This window comes from Burkholderia sp. Bp8998 (assembly GCF_003854235.1).
GTDB lineage: Bacteria > Pseudomonadota > Gammaproteobacteria > Burkholderiales > Burkholderiaceae > Burkholderia.
The window spans coordinates 111,265-129,872 of record NZ_QTQF01000020.1; the positions used below are offsets into that span (position 1 = coordinate 111,265).

Annotated in this window: 18 protein-coding genes; 9 read left to right on the forward strand and 9 right to left on the reverse strand. The window is 66.0% G+C overall.

The features are described 5' to 3' along the window. Window positions 1-50 precede the first annotated feature (50 nt). The 7 genes from DIE06_RS20700 to DIE06_RS20730 all read right to left on the reverse strand — a co-directional run bounded on the left by DIE06_RS20700 (window position 51) and on the right by DIE06_RS20730 (window position 9,030). Window positions 51-836 (reverse strand): electron transfer flavoprotein subunit beta/FixA family protein, encoded by a 786-nt coding sequence (locus tag DIE06_RS20700; RefSeq protein ID WP_124662943.1) that lies wholly within the window; start codon window positions 834-836, stop codon window positions 51-53. Continuing rightward, the gene (locus DIE06_RS20705) at window positions 833-2,002 is read right to left on the reverse strand and encodes an electron transfer flavoprotein subunit alpha/FixB family protein (protein WP_124662944.1); all 1,170 of its coding nucleotides are present in this window, start codon (window positions 2,000-2,002) and stop codon (window positions 833-835) included. Before DIE06_RS20705 ends, DIE06_RS20700 begins: the two co-directional genes overlap by 4 nt. Window positions 2,003-2,006: 4 nt before the next feature. Further along, window positions 2,007-3,932: a (Fe-S)-binding protein gene (locus DIE06_RS20710; RefSeq protein ID WP_124662945.1), complete on the reverse strand. Its 1,926-nt coding sequence runs from the start codon at window positions 3,930-3,932 to the stop codon at window positions 2,007-2,009. Window positions 3,933-3,934: 2 nt separating this feature from the next. Then, entirely contained in the window at window positions 3,935-5,998 is a 2,064-nt protein-coding gene (locus tag DIE06_RS20715) for an NADH:flavin oxidoreductase (protein ID WP_124495125.1), read from the reverse strand. Window positions 5,999-6,071: 73 nt separating this feature from the next. Next, entirely contained in the window at window positions 6,072-6,605 is a 534-nt protein-coding gene (locus DIE06_RS20720) for a DUF5943 domain-containing protein (RefSeq protein ID WP_059451758.1), read from the reverse strand. Window positions 6,606-6,745: 140 nt separating this feature from the next. Beyond that, the gene (locus DIE06_RS20725) at window positions 6,746-7,717 is read right to left on the reverse strand and encodes a dipeptidase (RefSeq protein WP_044844362.1); all 972 of its coding nucleotides are present in this window, start codon (window positions 7,715-7,717) and stop codon (window positions 6,746-6,748) included. Between the two features lie 38 nt (window positions 7,718-7,755). Beyond that, the gene (locus DIE06_RS20730) at window positions 7,756-9,030 is read right to left on the reverse strand and encodes a serine hydroxymethyltransferase (protein ID WP_124662946.1); all 1,275 of its coding nucleotides are present in this window, start codon (window positions 9,028-9,030) and stop codon (window positions 7,756-7,758) included. A gap of 9 nt (window positions 9,031-9,039) precedes the next feature. Here DIE06_RS20730 and DIE06_RS38355 point away from each other — a divergent pair, with 9 nt between their 5' ends. From DIE06_RS38355 to DIE06_RS20760, 6 genes are all read left to right on the forward strand, one after another. Beyond that, entirely contained in the window at window positions 9,040-9,381 is a 342-nt protein-coding gene (locus DIE06_RS38355) for a hypothetical protein (protein ID WP_185733434.1), read from the forward strand. Between the two features lie 96 nt (window positions 9,382-9,477). Continuing rightward, entirely contained in the window at window positions 9,478-10,503 is a 1,026-nt protein-coding gene (locus DIE06_RS20740; RefSeq protein WP_124662947.1) for a GlxA family transcriptional regulator, read from the forward strand. Window positions 10,504-10,979: 476 nt separating this feature from the next. After that, a complete protein-coding gene (locus DIE06_RS20745) occupies window positions 10,980-11,288 on the forward strand; it encodes a hypothetical protein (RefSeq protein WP_124662948.1) in 309 nt (102 codons plus the stop codon). Window positions 11,289-11,370: 82 nt separating this feature from the next. Further along, window positions 11,371-11,583, forward strand: a complete 213-nt coding sequence (locus DIE06_RS20750) for a PAAR domain-containing protein (protein ID WP_260433668.1) — start codon at window positions 11,371-11,373, stop codon at window positions 11,581-11,583. A gap of 129 nt (window positions 11,584-11,712) precedes the next feature. Continuing rightward, entirely contained in the window at window positions 11,713-12,057 is a 345-nt protein-coding gene (locus tag DIE06_RS39565) for a M35 family metallo-endopeptidase (protein ID WP_409364508.1), read from the forward strand. Continuing rightward, entirely contained in the window at window positions 12,047-12,496 is a 450-nt protein-coding gene (locus DIE06_RS20760; protein ID WP_124662949.1) for a hypothetical protein, read from the forward strand. Before DIE06_RS39565 ends, DIE06_RS20760 begins: the two co-directional genes overlap by 11 nt. A 231-nt stretch (window positions 12,497-12,727) precedes the next feature. On the opposite strand, the gene DIE06_RS20765 is transcribed toward DIE06_RS20760, so the two are convergent. Continuing rightward, entirely contained in the window at window positions 12,728-14,140 is a 1,413-nt protein-coding gene (locus tag DIE06_RS20765) for a discoidin domain-containing protein (protein ID WP_124662950.1), read from the reverse strand. A 307-nt stretch (window positions 14,141-14,447) separates the two neighbouring features. On the opposite strand from DIE06_RS20765, the gene DIE06_RS20770 reads away from it, so the two are divergent. The 3 genes from DIE06_RS20770 (at window position 14,448) to DIE06_RS20780 (ending at window position 17,699) form a co-directional block, all read left to right on the forward strand. Beyond that, window positions 14,448-15,869 (forward strand): PLP-dependent aminotransferase family protein, encoded by a 1,422-nt coding sequence (locus DIE06_RS20770; protein ID WP_124662951.1) that lies wholly within the window; start codon window positions 14,448-14,450, stop codon window positions 15,867-15,869. 8 nt (window positions 15,870-15,877) lie between these two features. Beyond that, complete coding sequence (locus DIE06_RS38360) at window positions 15,878-16,693, forward strand: ATP-dependent serine protease (protein WP_185733435.1); 816 nt, start codon at window positions 15,878-15,880, stop codon at window positions 16,691-16,693. Window positions 16,694-16,811: 118 nt separating this feature from the next. Further along, window positions 16,812-17,699, forward strand: coding sequence for a DMT family transporter (locus DIE06_RS20780; RefSeq protein ID WP_124662953.1), 888 nt, complete (start codon window positions 16,812-16,814; stop codon window positions 17,697-17,699). Here the strand turns inward: DIE06_RS20780 and DIE06_RS20785 are convergent. Next, window positions 17,688-18,602: a LysR substrate-binding domain-containing protein gene (locus tag DIE06_RS20785; RefSeq protein ID WP_124662954.1), complete on the reverse strand. Its 915-nt coding sequence runs from the start codon at window positions 18,600-18,602 to the stop codon at window positions 17,688-17,690. The two genes, DIE06_RS20780 and DIE06_RS20785, sit on opposite strands and share 12 nt — an antisense overlap. Window positions 18,603-18,608 lie beyond the last annotated feature (6 nt).

Genomic DNA, 18,608 nt, shown 5'->3' on the forward strand with positions numbered 1-18,608 from the left:
TTTGCTCCGGATTCCTTGCGTCCCAGTGTGGTTGCCGACAGGCATCAAAATCAGTAGTCGATGAGCTGATGCTCGCGCAAATACGCGAGGATCACTTGTGCTTTTTCGACTGAACTCCCTTCATTTACGACGTTGCCGCCGCGGCTTTCGGTCGTCGTCGCGGACAGCATCCGGGCATGCCCGGAGCGCTTCTCGGCAGCGACCAGCTTTACGGGTTTACGCTCGATCGGGCCGATCTTCCAGGCGGCTGCATCGGCGTCCGCGCCGGTCGACGTGAGCGCCGGGCGGATCGCACCGGCACGCAGCCGCGCGTACGCGTAGCGCGGCGCCACGTTGGCGAGCGGATGGACCGCGACGACGGCCGGCAGCGCCGCGTCGACGCGCCGCCGCAACCCTTTCGGCAAGAATTGCCGGACCGCCGCGCGGCCGCCGTCGACCGTCACGTCGACGGCCGAGCCGACGAGCGGATAGCCGAGCGCCGCGGCGACGCGATACGGCAGCATGCCGGTGTCGTACGCACCTTCGGCGCGGGTGCCGGTCAGCACGAGGTCGTAGCCTTCGATGCGCGCGGCGAGCGCCTGTGCGGCATCGTCGCCGTCGTGGCAGGCCAGCACCTCGACCTGCCGTGCGCCGAGCGCGAGGTATTCAGCAAGCGCTTCATTCGCGGGGTCGCCCGCATGGATCACGTCGAGCTGCGCGCGATGCCGCTCCGCGAGCTGGCGGCCGACCTCGAGCGCGGCCGCGTCGTTGCGGCTGTAGCGCGCGGTGCCGCTGACCGGGTGCCGGCCCACGGACACGAGCACCGCGATGCGTTGCAACTGGCGGGGGGCGTTCATGCTGCGACTCCTTCGGTTTCACGCGAGCCGACCGCGGTCGACGATTGTCCGCGCGACGCGCGCGCGGCCTGCACCTGTTCGATCAGCGCGGCGATCGTCGCCTGCGCGTCACCCACCACCGTCAGGTTCGCGCGCTTCGCGATCGGCGCGCTGCCGTCGAGGTTCACCGCGATCACGTGGCGGCAGTCCTTGATCCCCTGCAGGTGCTGCACCGCGCCCGAGATGCCGAACGCGATGTACACGCTGGCCTCGACCGTCTTGCCGGTGGCGCCCACCTGCTTGTCGCGCGTGAAGTGACCGTTGTCGACCGCGACGCGGCTCGCGCCGATCGCCGCGCCGAATGCGCCGGCCAGCCGTTCGAACGCGCCGATGTCGGACACGCCGTTGCCGGCCGACACGATGAAATCGGCTTCCTCCAGCGCGACTTGCGCCGCATCGATTTCGTCGAGGCCGAGATCGCGGTACGGCTGCGCCGCGTCGCCGGCCGGGCGGATGAAGTCGGCGGCCAGGCGCTCGCCCGCACCGACGAACGGCAGTTTTGCCTCGACCGCGTTCTGCGCGAGCAGGATCACGTCGGGCAAGCCGCGCGTCGCGAACGCGCGGCCGGCCTGCGCATACGCGCCGACATGCTTCGCGTCGATCTCGACCACGTGGGTCGCGACGCTCGCGCCGGCGGCCGCCGCGTAACGCCGGCCGAGATCGCCGTCGCCGGTCGCGTTGTCGGGCACGAACACGTGCTTCGGCGCGAGCGCCGCGGCGCATGCCTGCAAGGCTTGCAGTTCGCTTTCGGGCGAGAAGGCGCGACGCTCGAAGTCGGCCAGCTCGATCAGCTTGTCGACGCCGAGTTCGGCGGCGTCATCCTTCAGTTCGCCGAATGCCAGCAGCGCGACTTCCGTCTGCGCGTCGGCCAGCACCGCGGCGGCGGCAATCGCCTGGCGCGAATGGTCATCGAGCGCGCCGCGCTCGGTATGCGCCACCACCAGCATCACGTGCTTCGGGTCCTGCACCGCGCGGCGCGGCTTCGCGGCCGCGGCGCCATGACCGTGCGCGGACCACTGCGCGGCGCTTGCATCGGCGCTGCCTTCCTCGCCGAGCGTGATGCGCTTCAGGCCCGCGGCCGTGATGATGAACGGCCGGCGCGGATCGATTCGTTTGATCGTGTTCATCGATTCACTCCAGCGAGGCGGCAACGAGTTCGGCCACGTCGAGCACGTCGGGGCGCGGGCCCACGACGCCTTCGAGCATCGCCGTGCAGTTCGGGCAACCGACCGCGACCACGTCCGCGCCGATCGCGCGCGCGTCTTCGATGCGAATGTCGGGAATACGCTGCTTGCCCGGGATATCGGTCAGCGGCGCGCCGCCGCCACCGCCGCAGCAGCGGCCGCGCATGCCGTTGCGCTCCATCTCGACGACCTGGATACCGATCGTCTTCAGCAGCTTGCGGGGCGATTCCGTCTCGCCGTTGTAGCGGCCGAGGTAGCACGGATCGTGATACGTGGTGCGCTTCTCGCGCAGCGCCTCGACAGCCTTCGGCGCGATCTTGCCGCTGTCGGCCAGTTCCGCCAGGTAGGTCGTGTGGTGCTTGACCGTCACGCGCAGCCCGAGCGCGCGGTATTCGTTGCGCAGGCTGTGCATCACGTGCGGGTCGGCCGTCACGATCTGCTTGTACGACAGCGAGCCGAGCGTGCCGATCAGGCGCTTCGCCATCTGCTGGAACGTCGCTTCGTCGCCGAGGCGGCGTGCGACGTCGCCGGTGTCGGTTTCGGTTCCGCCGAGCACCGCATAGTCGACGCCCGCCTTGTTCAGCACCTTCACGAACGCGCGCAGCGTGCGCTGGTAGCGCATGTCGAACGCGCCTTCACCCGCGACGAACAGCACGTCGACCGGCTTGGCCGGATGCGCGACGGGGGCGTTCAGGTCGACCGACCAGTCGTAGCGCGCAGCCGTGTCGTAGCCGCCCATCGTGCCGGTCTCGCGCAGGTTCGCGAGCACTTCCTGGCCCTTGCCCGGCACCGTGCCGTGCACCAGCGTGCGGTTGCGGCGCATGTCGACGATCGCGTCGACATGCTCGATCAGCATCGGGCACTCCTGCACGCACGCGCGGCAGGTGGTGCACGACCACAGCGTCTGCTCCTCGATCAGGCCGGACACGATCGGGCCGTTCGGCTCGCCGCGATGCTGGCCGACCGCGAGGCCCGGCGTCGGGCTGCCGGCATAGGCGGCATCGGTGCCGCCCGCCATCCCGACGACGAGATCCTGGATCAGTTTCTTCGGGTTCAGCGGCTGGCCCGATGCGAACGCGGGGCACGCGGCTTCGCACTTGCCGCACTGCACGCACGCGTCGAAGCTCAGCAGCTGGTTCCAGCGGAACTCGACCGGCTTCGCGACGCCATACTCCTCGTGCTCGATGTCCGGCAGCTTCAGCGCGGTCGGCGGCGTGGCCGTGCCGTTACCCGTGAACGCATCGCGGGTGGCCGCGAACCGCTCCTGACGCGGGTGGAACGCGAGGTGCAGCAGGCCGGCGATCGCATGCTTCATCGGGCCGCCCTTCGCGGCGCCGACGGTCATCGTGAATGCGCCGGCGCCGATCAGCAGCGCGCAGAGCACCGCGAATGCACCCGACATCGCAGCGGTCGGCACGATCATGAACAGCACCAGGCCGAGCGCGAACGAGCCGAGCAGCCAGGGCAGCGCATTCCACGGGCCGCGCGACAGGCGGGCCGGCACGTCCTTGGCCGCGCGGCGGCGCCAGACGAACACCACGCCGACGAGCATCGCGAGCGCCGCGAGGAAGATCAGCTTGTCGAGCCACGGCGAGTAGATCGCGAGGCCGTAGTTGACGAACACCAGCGCGAGCGCGGCGATCGCGCCGCCGGCGGTCGCGACGTGGGTCTTCGCGATGTACGGATCGCGGGCGACCACGTGGTGCAGGTCGACGAAGTAGCGCTTCGGGATCGCGAACAGGTTCGCGACGCCGAACGAGCCGGGCGCCGTCGCGCGCCCGAGACGCCAGTAGGACGAGCGCTTCGCGACCGCGAACGCGAGCCCCGCCACCGACAGCCACAGCAGTGCGGTAATGAGGAAGGCCGGATTCATCTTTAGAAATCCTTGACGAGACGCAGCGAGTCGTAGATCGCACCGTGGACGTTGTGCATCGAGATGCAGTCGCCGACACGGAACAGCAGGAAGCGGCCGTTGCCCAGTTCCTCCGACAGGCACGGCTGCGGCTCGGCCGCGAACAGCGTGTGCGGATCGATCTGGCCGCGGTTCACCGACTCCGGCTTGAGCTTCCAGTACAGTTCGTCGTTCGGCGACGAACCGTTCTCGATCACCACCTGGTCGACCGCGCGCTCTTCCAGTTCCTCGGTGTATTCGTTGCGCAGCACGGCGATCTTCTTGCCGTCTTCTTCATATACGCGGTCGAGCATGGTGTTGGGCGTCGGGATCACGCCGAGCGCATACAGGCGGCGATAGAAGATCGGGAACGTCGTGCCGCCGCAATCGTCGGCCACCTTCACGTCCGGCGTCACGACCTCGACCTTCGAGCCGCGGCTCGCCATGAAGTCGGCGACGCCCGCACCCGCATGGGTGCTCACGCCGTCGAACAGCAGCACGTTCTGCTTCGGCTCGACCTTGCCGGTCAGGATGTCCCACGAGCTGACCGCGAGGCCTTCGGCCACGCCCCAGGCCGGCACCTGCCACGTGAAGCTCGACCCGCCCGTGGCGAGCACGACGATGTCCGGCTTCTCGGCCATGATCATCTTCTCGTCGGCGGCGACGCCCAGGCGGCGGTCGACGCCGAGGCGCTTGGTTTCCATGTCGAACCAGCGGATGATTCCCGACATCTGTTCGCGCTGCGGCGCCTTCGCGGCGATCATCACCTGGCCGCCCACTTCGGTGTTCTTCTCGAACAGCACCACGTCGTGGCCGCGCAGCTTCGCGACACGCGCGGCCTCGAGCCCCGCGGGGCCCGCGCCGACCACCACGACCTTGCGCTTCGGGCCGCGCGACTTCTCGATGATGTGCGGCATCGTCGCTTCGCGCGACGTCGCGGCGTTCTGGATACAGAGCACATCGAGGCCGTTGTACTGGCGGTCGATGCAGTAGTTCGCGCCGACGCACTGCTTGATTTCGTCTTCGCGGCCGTCACGAATCTTGATCACCATGTGCGGATCGGCGATCTGCGCGCGCGTCATGCCGACCAGGTCGATCATGCCGTTCGCGAGCAGGCGCTCGGCCTGCCCCGCGTCGCGGATGCTCTGCGCGTGCATCACGGGGATCTTCACCACCGACTTGATGCCGGCCGCGAGGTGTACGAACGGCTCCGGCGGCAGCGCCATCGGCGGCATGCAGTTGGCGATCGTGTTGTGCGTGTCGCCGCCCGACCCGACCACGCTCAGGTAGTCGATCAGCCCCGTCTCCGACATCGCCTGCGCGATTTCCTTCAGCGCTTCGTGATCGAGGCCGTCCTCGTGGAATTCGTCGCCGCACATCCGCAGGCCGACGCAGAAGTCCTTGCCCACCGCTTCACGCACGGCCGTCAGCACCTCGATGCCGAAGCGCAGGCGGTTCTCGAGGCTGCCGCCCCATTCGTCGGTGCGATGGTTCGAACGCTTGCTCCAGAACTGGTCGATCAGGTGCTGGTGCGCGGCGGAGATTTCGATGCCGTCCATGCCGGCCGCCTTCACGCGCTTCGCGGCGGCCGCGAAGTCGCCGATGATGCGGCGGATTTCCTCGATCTCGATGATCTTCGCGTTACCGCGGTGCACCGGCTCGCGCACGCCCGACGGCGACATCAGGTGCGGCCAGTGCTCGCCGTGGAACGACGAGCGGCGGCCCATGTGCGTCGCCTGGATCATGATCTTCGCGCCGTGCTTGTGCATCGTGTCGGCAAGACGCGTGAGCGGGTCGATGATCTTGTCGTTCGACAGGTTCACCGACTTCCACCAGCCCTGCGGGCTGTCGATCGACACGGGGCTCGAGCCGCCGCAGATCGCGAGGCCGACGCCACCCTTTGCCTTCTCTTCGTAATAGCGGATGTAGCGGTCGCCCGGCAGGCCGCCCGGCTCGGCATACACCTCGGCGTGCGCGGTGCTGACGATCCGGTTGCGCAGCGTCAGCTGGTTCAGCTGCATGGGTTTGAACAGGTGGGGATAACGCATCGCAGGCGACCTCTGGCGTTCGAATGTCTCGTGTTGCGGGTGTTTTGTGTTGCTGTGTCGTCAGGTCAGCGCATCAGTGCGCGATCGGCGACACTTCGAAGACGCAGTGGTCGTGGTGCTCGGCCGCACACTGCACTTCCTTCGAGTGCGCGCGCGGCGCGCCCTTGCCTTCCGGCGTCGTGTCGTTGACCCAGTCCATCGCGCCGGCGAACCAGCCCGCGAACATGTAGCAGAGCTTGCCTTCCTTGCCCGGCTGCTGGAGCACGAACGACGAGTGGCGCAGCTCGATCTTCGCGCGCGCGCTGGCCGGATCGGCCTCGATGATCGAGAACAGGCCCCAGCCGCGTTGCGACAGGCGCTTCAGGTAGTGCTCGAACACGGCCATGCCGGTCAGCCCGTGCAGCTTCGCTTCCTTGTCGCACCAGTGGTATGCGGACTTGTAGCCGGCCTTGTAGAGGATCTCGGCGTACGCTTCGACGCCGAGCGCTTCCTCGACGGCGACGTGGTTGTTCGTGAAGAAGTGGCGCGGCACGTACAGCATCGGCAGCGCGTCGGTGGTCCAGACGCCGGTATCGGGATCGACGTTGATCGGCAGTTGCGGTTGCATCGTGGTGACTCCGTGAGGAAAATTGGCCGCGCGGTTCGGGCGCTGGCACGACATCGTCCGCGTGCCCGCGCGGCTTGCGTGGGCACGTCCCGATTTTTTCTAGTGTTGAATCGCGGGTAGCGGTTCGGCTCGGCGGGCGCTTACGCGCCCCACACGTCCTTGAACACGCGCACCCAGTTCTCGCCCATGATCTTGCGGATGCGCGACTCCTTCCAGCCGTGACGCTCCATCGCCGCGGTCAGGTTCGGGAATTCGCCGATCGTGCGGATGCCGTCCGGGTTGATCACCTTGCCGAAGTTCGTCAGCTGGCGATAGCGGCCCTTGTCATGCGTCAGCATGTCGAAGAATTCCTTCGCGAAATCCTGCGTGAAGTCCGTGCCGATACCGACCGCGTCCTCGCCGATCAGGTTCACGACGTAGTCGATCGCCTCGATGTAGTCGTCGATGTTCGCCTCGATCCCGCGCTTCAGGAACGGCGCGAACATCGTCACGCCGACGAAGCCGCCTGCATCGGCGATTTCCTTCAGCTGCGCGTCGCTCTTGTTGCGCGGATGTTCCTTCAGGCCCGACGGCAGGCAGTGCGAGTAGCACACCGGCTTCTTCGAGAACGCGATCGCTTCCGACGACGTGTTGCCGCCCACATGCGACAGGTCGACCATGATGCCGACGCGGTTCATCTCGGTGATCACTTCGCGGCCGAAGTCCGACAGGCCGCCGTCACGCTCGTAGCAGCCGGTGCCGACCAGGTTCTGCGTGTTGTAGCAAAGCTGCACGACGCGCACGCCCATGTCGGCGAACGCCTCGATGTAGCCGAGGTTGTCCTCGAACGCATGCGCGTTCTGGAAGCCGAGGATGATCCCCGTCTTGCCTTCCTTCTTCGCGCGGAAGATATCGTCCGTCGTGCGCACCAGCGTCAGCAGCTCGCCGTTCTCGCGGATCTTCTGCTTCATCACGCCGATGTTGTCGACGGTCTTGGTGAAGTTCTCCCACACCGATACCGTACAGTTCGCGGCCGTGATGCCGCCCTTGCGCATGTCCTCGAACACCGGCTTCTCGAACTTCGAGATGTTCAGTCCGTCGATGATGATGCTGTCCTGATGCAGCGTGCTCATATCTGCCTCTCGCTCTTTGCTTTTCGTGGGGTCGTCGATCAATAAATCGGGAAGCGCTCGCAAAGCGCGAAAATCTCGCGGCGCACGCGCTGTTCGGTTGCGTGGTCGCCTTCCGGGTTCGCGCGCAGCGCGTCGAACACTTCGAGAATCAGGCGGCCGATCTCGCGGAACTCCGCGACGCCGAAGCCGCGCGTCGTGCCCGCCGGCGTGCCGAGGCGGATGCCCGACGTGACGGTCGGCTTCTCGGTGTCGAACGGAATGCCGTTCTTGTTGCAGGTGATGCCGGCGCGCTCCAGCGCCTGTTCGACCGGCGCACCCTTCAGGCCCTTCGGGCGCAGGTCGACCAGCAGCAGGTGGTTGTCGGTGCCGCCGGTGACGAGGTCCACGCCGCCCGCCTTCAGCACCTCGCCGAGCGCCTGCGCGTTCGCGAGCACGTTGTCGATGTAGGTCTTGAAGTCCGCATGCAGCACTTCGCCGAACGCGACGGCCTTGCCGGCGATCACGTGCATCAGCGGGCCGCCCTGCAGGCCGGGGAACACGGCCGAGTTGATCTTCTTCGCGATCTCTTCGTCGTTGGTCAGCACGAAGCCGCCGCGCGGGCCGCGCAGCGTCTTGTGCGTGGTCGACGTGACGACGTGCGCGTGCTCGACCGGATTCGCATGGCGGCCGGCGGCGATCACGCCCGCGATGTGCGCCATGTCGACCATCAGCTTCGCGCCGACGCTGTCGGCGATCGCACGGAAGCGTGCGAAGTCCAGTGCGCGCGGGTAGGCCGAGAAGCCGGCGATGATCAGGCTCGGCTTGTGCTGCTGCGCGAGTTCCTCGACCTGGTCGTAGTCGATCCGCATCGTGTCGCGGTTCACGCCGTACTGCACCGCGTTGAACCACTTGCCCGACAGCGCCGGCTTCGCGCCGTGCGTCAGGTGGCCGCCGGCGTCCAGCGACATGCCGAGCACCGTGTCGCCCGGCTTCGCCAGCGCGAGCATCACCGAACCGTTCGCCTGCGCGCCCGAGTGCGGCTGCACGTTCGCATAGCCGGCGTTGAAGATCTGCTTCACGCGCTCGATCGCCAGCGCCTCGACCTCGTCCGCGAATTCGCAGCCGCCGTAGTAGCGCTTGCCAGGATAGCCTTCCGCATACTTGTTGGTCAGCACCGAACCCTGGGCCTCCAGCACGGCGCGCGACACGATGTTTTCCGACGCGATCAGCTCGACCTGCGACTGCTGGCGCTCGAGTTCCTTCAGGATGGCGCTGCGCACCGGCGCGTCGCGCTCGGCAAGGGGCTGCGAGAAGAAAGGCTGGGTGTTCGACATAGTGCGTCCGTGACGAAGAATAAAGGGCGTGAAACCGAAGCTCGAGGCCCGCCGTACCTGGGTTTCCAGCGCATCCAGTGCAAGGCTGCCGACGGCTCTATTCTTGTCGTTCGGATTTTCGGCGGATTGATGAATTTAGACGCGTTCTTTGCCTTTTCCGCCATGCGCGTCCGTTTTGTACAAGTGGACGGTCGTGCTTTTTTAATGACCCGGCAAACCGGCGTATACGGTTCACTGATAGACAGGCACTTCGCCGGTGCTGCGGCGCGCGTCCGGGGTGCAGCGCGGCCCGCTTACGGTGCAGTGCAGCATCCGCCCGACGCCCATACGACGCGTGGGGCTAGGGTTTAGCCGTATGGCACGCTTGTTGCGCTCGCTCACACAATACGGCAGCCCGATCCGTGCCTCTCGGGCCAAAAGCTATTAGAGATTCAAGGAACGCTCCCCATGTCGCCCGACCGCACAGCGTCGCTGTCCCACTTCGCGTTCATGCCCTTACCGAACTTCACGATGATCGCGTTCACGAATGCGATCGAGGTGCTTCGGATGGCGAACTACCTGAGCGGCCAGCCGCTCTACCGCTGGTCGATCATCAGCCCGGACGGCGGCCCGGTCACGGCGAGCAACGGTCTCACGGTCGACACGGGACCGGCCGAATGCGTGGGGCAGCCGGACATCGTATTCGTGTGCGGCGGCGTCGACGTGCAGCGCGCGACGACGCCCGACCATCTGTCGACGCTGCGCCGCTTCGCGCGCATGGGGCTACCGCTCGGCAGCCTGTGCACGGGCACCTATGCCCTCGCGAAGTCGGGGCTGCTCGCGGGCTATGCGTGCGCGATCCACTGGGAAAACATGTCGGCGCTGAAGGAAGAGTTTCCGGACACGCGCTTCCTGAAGGAACTGTTCGTGATCGATCGCGACCGCATCACGTGCACGGGCGGCGTCGCGCCGCTCGACATGATGCTGAACCTGATCGCCGCGCGCGTGGGCACCGCGCGCGTCACGCAGATCGCCGAGCAGTTCATCGTCGAGCACGTGCGCGACACGAGCGCGCAACAGCGGATGCCGCTCGTCGCGCGGCTCGGCTCGGCGAACAAGTCGCTGTTCGAAGTGATCTCCCTGATGGAGAACAACATCGAGGAGCCGCTGTCGCGCGAGGAGCTCGCGCGGCTCGCGAACATGTCGCAGCGCCAGCTGCAGCGCCTGTTCCGCGAGCATCTCGGGATGACGCCCACGCACTATTACCTGACGCTGCGGCTGCGCCGCGCGCGCGAGCTGCTGCTGCAGACCGACATGTCGATCATGCACATCACGATGGCGTGCGGCTTCCAGTCGGCGTGCCACTTCAGCAAGAGCTATCGCGACGCATTCGGCGTCGCGCCGACGCGCGAACGCCGCAAGCAGGTCGCGCCGCTCGCGCAGGGGGCGGCGGCTACCGGGTCGGCGTTTCCGGCCCACGTGATTCATGCGTGACGCGCGCGGCGCGGCAAAGAATATGTAAGTCTTGAAAACTGATGCCGAGCCGTTGCTAGAGCGTGGCGGCGATCGCTACGCCGAGGTTTTGACCTCTCGACGCGATGCTTTCGCGCCATTTCTCCTGACGGAATGACGGCTGTAGCAGCCGATTTCCCGCTGCCTGATGCACTCCTGGCAACCTCCAAAAGCAGAAATTCCGCGTCACTCACGCGATCTCCTACGCTTTCGCCCGGCGCAGCGATAGGCGCCAATCCCATCATGCATCCACCGTGGGCTTGGCGTCGGCTCGCCTCGTGAACAGCGTGCAGCGCAGTCCATGATTGAGCAATCATCTGCCACCTCACTATTGCCTACGTCACGACATATCGAATTCTGTCGCAATCCGAACTAAAAATCATACTCGTCCGATAGACAATCCTATCGTTACAGGCGACCGTTCATAGCTCGTCCATCCATAAGAGATATCCGAGCTCATGACAGAAGAAGAACAGGCCGATTGTCCGTATTTTCTTCCCTCTTCGATCCAGCCTTACGCGATGGTGAAGCAGCTACAGCCCACGCAGGCCTGTACGCCCGACGCAGCCGATCCGATGTATAGCAGCAACATGCAAATGATCTGCACGAACGATCCGTTCATTTGCACCTACCTTTCTCCCCTTGATGCAAAGGCCGAAGCATTCGCACATATGCCGCCGACCGTCACCGTCGAAGGCGCGGCGATCGATCAATACGCGATCTATGACCCCGAGTCGGCCGATTGGGTCTTCACCAATTTCAATTGAGGAAACGACCATGAGCCGACGAGCAGTCAGGAATGGCGACCGGACGACAACGGGCGGCGTCGTCATCGCGGTTACGTCCACGATGTTCAATCACGGCAAACAGGTAGCCGTGGATGGCGACAAGGCGACATGTGGAAATTGCGAAGGGGCATTCCCGATAGTGGGTGGTGCGCTGCGCATGATGCACCATGGGCGATGCGTTGCCCTGGAAGGGGACGCCGTGCTCTGTCCGAATTCCGGGCCCTGTTCGCCAAGGCGCAGGCCAAAGCCGTCGAGAAGTTGGACGCCCGAATAGTCTCTTTGCAATGGTGGTCGCGATATGAAAAAGACCGCGTATTCAAATGGTTCGGTCGCGATGACGAGGCAACGCGAATGCACCTGCTGACAGGACTGACAAAAGTCGTAAAGGTGGTTCGCTCGTTCAATGAAAATAACGTGGTCCGTAGCGGCAGCGGCCGATTTGGCGACCGGATGCACACCTAACCCGGTCGGTACCGATGGGGAAGCGGCGCACGTATGCGCACCGGACACGACAACTCATACGATCGCCATCAGCGCGCGATTCTGCACGATGCGCCCGTGGACTGCGAATGCTGATTCGCACGTATCCACTATCATCCACGAAGCAACCCACTTCCATGACACGATGTCATCTACAGACGATCAATATACAATCACGCGCTTCCTTCCTGAATGGGGGCGATCGCATCCTGCCCTGGCGATCAACAACGCCGACAGCATTGCGGGGTACGTCGTAGATGGTGACTAAATTCCTGACCGCCGCCACGCTCGCGTTGTGCTGCGCACATACGGCGTTCGCGTGTGATGGGCCGTCGAACATGCCCGCCCACTACATCGACATTGTTTTTGATACCGATTCGAGCACGATTTCTTCGGCTGAACTATCGAGGTTATCGGCCTGGTCTGGCGAGCTCCGCGAGCCCTTTCCGATCATCGATACGGTATGGCTCGTCGGGCTGGCCGAAAAAGAAGAGCGGGACGCTCAGCAACTTGCAACGAGCCGGGCGAAAAACGTGATGGCGGCGCTTGGTCAATTTTCGATCCGTGGCGAAAAAAGCGATTTCATGGGGCATATTTTCAAACCGGACGAATTCGGGCAATCAGGGCGACGCGTCGAGGTGAACGTTAGTCCTGGATGCCCCGATCACTGTTGCCCGAACCTGAACCCGATACCTAGGATGCACTGACGTTACACGGTGCATTTGACGGCCCGCGCGGAGCGGGCCGTCGTCTGTCCGCTTTTCCCGCGCCCTCGCCTGCATCCTCCCTCGTCCGGTCGGCTCGCCGCCCCCGATCGAAGCATGCACACTCAGCGATTTCCCGAAGCATCGAGATACAGAAATCTGCTACGTGCGATCCACCTCAGCCGTGGAGCCGACATCACGTCGCAGACCTTGAAGACCGCTTCCGGCTCCCGCTCACGCCCCCCACACCTGCATCTCGTCGAGCGAATACCCCCACTGCGTCGCGCGCTTCGTGCCGAGCATCCGCACGTAACGCCCCTGCGCGTTCAGGTTCGGCAGCGTGACGTGACCGTACGACACGCCGTTGTTCGTCGAGTAGACCGTCGTCCAGTTCGCATTGTCGTTCGACGTCTGGATCTGGTAGACGAGCGCGCCCGCGTCCCAGTAGAGATCGACGCTGCTGATCTTCTTGATCGCGCCGAGATCGACGGAGATCCATTGCGGATCGACGCCCGCGCCTTCCGGTGAATCCCAGCGCGTGCTGGTCGTGTTGCCGTCGAACGCCTTGTCCGGCGTCAGCGACGCGTTGTAGCTCGCCGAGGCCGCGGCCGGACGCCCTTGCGACAGCAGCGACGGCTGCGCGGCGGCCGGGCCGCCGTAGTAGCTCGAGCCGAGCTTCGCCTTGGTCGTGTCCGCGTTCACGCCGAACTGCGACAGGCTCCAGCGCTGGCCGGTGGTCACGTCGCCCACGTAAAGCTGGTAGCCGCCCGCCGTCGTCGACGAGAAGAACACGTAGTTCGTGCCGCTCACCGGCGCCGGGTCCGAGTTGTTGCTCACACAGTCGTTGATCGGCAGCGCGTTCGGCGTCGATGCCGGGTCCGCGGTCTTCGTATAGATCTGGTCGGCGCCGCCCGTGTCTTTCCAGCGCGCATAGAACACCATGCCGTCGGCGCGCACGATCGGGTAGTAGGTCTCCAGACCGGCCGGATGATCGAACGTGACGGTCGTACCGGTCGCGATCGTGCGCTTCATCAGCCCCATGTTCGAACCGGTGCCCGTCGCGTAGTAGACGGCGCTCGCGTCCGGCGCGAGGAACGGCATCGAGTATTCGGCGCCGGCCGGGGCGTTCGTCAGGCTCACGACCGACGTGAACACCGGGCCCGCGCTGGTGTACGACAGCGTGCCCTGCTTCACGTCGCCGTTCTGCTTGAACACGAGCGTCTTGCCGTCCGCGCTGAACTTCGGATCCTCGTTGCGCGTCGCACCCGTGCTGTTCGTCAGGTTGACCGGCGGCGTGCCGGCACCGAGCTGCAGCATGAACACGTTCCAGGCGCCGTTGCTGATGCCCATGAACGCGAGCCACTTGCCGTCGGGGCTGAACACGCCGTTCATCGGATCGGTGATGCCCCAGCTGCTCTTGCTCAGTTGCGTGAGCGTATGGGCGGAAAAATCGTACAGGAACAGCTGGCTCGTGCCGTCGCCGTAATTGACGTAGCTGTGATAGACGAGCTTGCCGGTCAGTGCGGCGGGAAACGACGCGTTGGATTGAGTCGGGGGATTGCTGATGCAGGCTGCTTCGGCGGCGCCGCCGAACAGGTTGAGGGCGATGCCGGCCACGAGGCTCGCGGCGAGGAACTTCGATTTCACGCTGGTTGCTTCCGGATAAAGGTGAGGACGTTGTAGACAAGGCCCCGCGCACGGTGCGCGAGGTCACGGATCCGCCGTCAGGCAGTGTGAATTCCGTATCGATCGGCCATCGGGGAATAAAAATTGCTAACCGGGGAATAAAAGTTGCTAAGAATGCCCGTTCACTGATCTGAAGAAAAGGATCAGAGTCGATCGAAAACATGCGGATCAGCGACAGGCGAATCAGCGATTGGGGGGCGGGATTGAACGCGGCGGATGCCGTGCTACTCTTTTCTCAGCGACGGCCGCGATCGGCCGGAGGGCAGGCATGAAGCGATATGCGGCGCTCGCGCAGACGATTGCCGACGCGATCCGGCGTGGCGACCTCGGAGCCGGCGCGCGCATCCCGACCGTGCGCGCAGCGTGCCGTGCTTACCGTGTAAGTCCTTCCACCGTGTTTCGCGCGTACTACACGCTCGAAAGCGAGGGCCTGATCACCGCGCGCGCACGTTCCGGATATTTCGTTGCGAACCTCGATGACAGGCGCGTGCGCGAGGGTCACGACACCCCGCGCAAACCGGCCGCGGCGCAAACCGGCGGCGACGATGCGCTGTTCCGCTTGCTCGACTCGCTGAAGTGCGACGACATCGTGCCGCTGGGTTCCGCGTTCGCCAGCTACTCGCTGTTTCCGATGAGCAGCCTGTGGCGGTATGCGGCGGCGGCGGCCCGCAACATGGACCGCGCAAAACTGCTGGCCGGACTGCCGCCCGGCCACGAAGCACTGCGCCGCCAGATCGCCCTGCGCTACCTGAACGCGGGCGCGTCATTACCGATGGAAGAGATCGTCATCACGACCGGCGCGGCCGAAGCGCTGACGCTGAGCCTGCAGACGCTCACGCGCCCCGGCGACATCGTCGCGATCGAACGTCCGGCCTACCACGCGGTGCTGCAGGCCGTGCAGCGGCTGCACCTGAAGGCCATCGAAATTCCAGTGGATCCGCGCACCGGCCTCGATCTCGATGCGCTCGCCGACGCGCTCGACACGCATCCGGTGCGCGCATGTTGGTTCATGACCTCGTTCCACAACCCGACCGGCGCGACGCTGCCCGACGAGCGCAAGCGCGCGCTGATCGACCTGCTCGCGTCGCACCGCGTGCCGCTGATCGAGGACGACGTGTTCGGCGAACTGCACTTCGGCCCGACGCCCACGCGGCCCGCGAAGCTGTACGACGAAAGCGGGCTGGTGCTGCATTGCGGGTCGTTCTCGAAGTGCCTCGCCCCCGGTTTCCGGGTCGGCTGGGTCGCGGCCGGACGCTATGTGAAGCAGATCAGGCAGGTGAAGAACGCGAGCGCGCCGGCGGCCGACGTGCCCGCGCAGATGGCCGTCTGCAGCTTTCTGCACAACGGTGCATACGACCGCTTCCTGCGCAGGCTCCGGCGCAACCTGGCCGCGCATCAGGCGCAAATGCTGGCGGCCGTTCGCGCGTATTTTCCGCCCGACACGGCGGTGCATGTTCCGCGCGGCGGGTATTTCCTGTGGATCGAATTGCCGCCGCACGTGGATGCGATGCAGTTGTTCGCCGAGGCGATGGAAAACGGCGTCAGCCTCGCGCCCGGGCCGATCTTTTCCATGACGGGCGCCTTCCACCGCTATGTCCGGCTGAACTATGGCCGGCCGTGGACCCCTGCAGTCGAGGACGCGATGCAGACCATCGGGACACTCGCGGGGCGGCAACGACAGATGAGGTAGCAACGACCATGCGAGTCCTGCCCACCCGAAAAGTCCGCACGCGCGACACGCTGCGCGGCGCACTGAACCTGCGCGCCGAGCCGCGCGATGCCGTCAGCCAGCGCTGCCGGCAATGCGGCTTCATGGCGTTCCGCGCCGTCGAGCAGTGCCCCGTCTGCGGGCTGGGGGACTGGCCGTTCGCGTCGCTGCGCGAACGGAGCAACCGGAGCGCCGATGCGCATGCCGCGCAGGCCGCACCTCCGCACGACGCGCCACCCGTTCCGACGTGGTCGTCGCGCGTCGCGGCCGCGGTGCGCAGCGCGGCGGTCCGGCGCCCGAGCGCATCGAGCGCGCCGATCCTGAGCATCCTGACCGTCGTGCTGCTGGTCGGCGGCTATGTGACGTTCGACCGGACGTGCAAGGCCAATCCGGTCTGTCGCGGCCAGAGTACGCCGGGCCCGGTGGCGGCCGAGGCCAGTCCGCAGCCGGCTGACGCGCCGACGTTGCCGGTCGTGCCCGCGCCCGTCTATGCGTTTCATCCGGCCGACGCGACGCAGGCCGGCGCCAAACAGGCCGACATCACGCAGGACGACGTCGACCTGCCGCGCGTCGCCGCCGACACGAGCCGGCCCCCAACCCGACGCGCGACGGCGATGGTCGCGCGGCACGCACCGCCGCTGCATGAGCCGCCCCGCGCGCGAGGCGGTACGCGCGTCGCCGACTGGAAAGGGGGTGCCGCCGCGCGGCACACGCATGCGATCCGCCGCGTGAGCCAGCATACGCGCCATGGACACCGAGCCGTGGCGACCGAGGCCAAACTGGCGATGGTCTATCGCGGACACTGAGCGCCGGGCGCGCCGATTCAATTTTCTAAACAGCCCCTCACAAAATCGGGTTTGCGTCGCGGCGGACGCATGACGTTCAATGGGTGACCTGCCCCCACCCACGGAACGGAGCCCGCCGATGAATGCACTGCAACTCGTGACCCTCGCTGCAATCTGGGGCGCGTCCTTTCTGTTCATGCGCATGGGCACGCCGGAATTCGGCGCGATCCCGCTGATCGCGCTGCGCGTCACGATCGCGGCCGTGCTGCTGTCGCCGGTGCTGCGCGGCGCGGACGCGCGACACGAATTCCGCACGCATGCGGTGCCGCTGTTCGTCGTCGGCGTCTTCAACTCGGCGCTGCCGTTTTGCCTGCTGACCTATGCGGCCCTGTACGTGTCGGCCGGCACCGATTCGATCCTGAACGCGACGACTCCGCTATGGACCGCGCTCGTCGCGTACCTGTGGCTGCATACACCGCTGACGAAACCACAGGCGCTCGGCCTGGCGGTGGGCTTCGCCGGCGTCGTCGTACTCGCGGGTTCGGCGATCGGCGCCGGCACGCCCGGCGCGCCGCGCGCAATCGCGGCCGCAATGCTCGCGACGCTGTCGTACGGGTTCGCTGCACACTACTCGAAGCGCAAGCTGGCGAGCGTCCGGCCGTTCGTGTCGGCGTTCGGCAGCCAGTTGTTCGCGGCGATCGTGCTCGCGCCGCTTGCCGTGCCGATGTGGCCGCAGAGCCCCGTGCATGCATCCGCGTGGATCGCCGTGATCCTGCTCGGTGCGATCTGCACGGCCGTCGCGTATCTGCTGTATTTCGGGTTGATCCGCCACGCCGGCGCGCAATATGCAGCGTCGGTCACTTTCCTGATTCCGATCTTCGGCGTGGTGTGGGGCGCGATCTTCCTGCACGAGACGATTACCGTGCAGACGATCGCCGGGTGCGCGATCATCCTGTTCGGCACCGCGCTCGCGACCGGCAAGCTCAAGGGGTTCGCGACCGGTGCGGTGCGCGGGTCACGCCAATAGGTCGCGCGGGCCGTCGTCGTCGCTGCCGATCTCGCGCGCGAGCCAGTCGCGAAACGCCGCGATCTTCCACTCGTCACGGCGCACTTCGCTGCAGACGACGTAATAGGACAGTTCGGTCGGCCACGGCCGCGCGAGCACGCGCACCAGTCGCCCGGCCGCGACTTCGTCGCGTGCGTAGATGTCGCGCACGAGCGCGATGCCCTGCCCGGCCACCGCGGCCTTGATCAGCAGCGCATCCTCGCTGAAGCTCGCGCCGCGCGGCGCACGCGCGTCCTCGATACCCTGTGCGCGCAGCCACAGCACCCAATCGGCGCGGTCCGTGTCCTGCAGCAGCGGATACGACAGGCAGTCGGCCGGCGTGTCGATCGGGCGGGCCGGGTCGAGCAGATGCGGGCTGCAGACCGGCCACAGCTCCGGCGTCCAGATGCGAAACGATGCGTGCCCCGGATAACGGCCCAACCCGTGCCGGATCGCGACGTCGACGTAATCGCGCCGCAGGTCGACCAGTTGCGCACGGGTCTCGACGGTAATTTCGATTTCAGGGTATTCGGCGTTGAACGAGCCGAGGCGCTGAACGAGCCACGTGTTCGCGAAGGACGCGGTGGTGGTCACCGCGAGGCGCACGATGCGCCGGTTCACGCCGTGCACGTTCGACCAGGCCGCTTCGATCTCGTTGAAGCCGCCGGCGAGCTGGTCGAACAGCGCGCGGCCCGTGCCGGTCAGTTCGAGCTCTCGGCCGGTGCGCTCGAACAGGCGCACGGCGAGCCGGTCCTCGAGACTGCGGACATGCTGGCTGACCGCGCCCGGCGAAATACAGAGCAGGTCGGCCGCCTGCTTCATGCTGCCGCATCGCGCCACTTCGACGAACGTGTGCAGCGCGGCGAGGGGGAGTGATTTGGCCATCCGTGA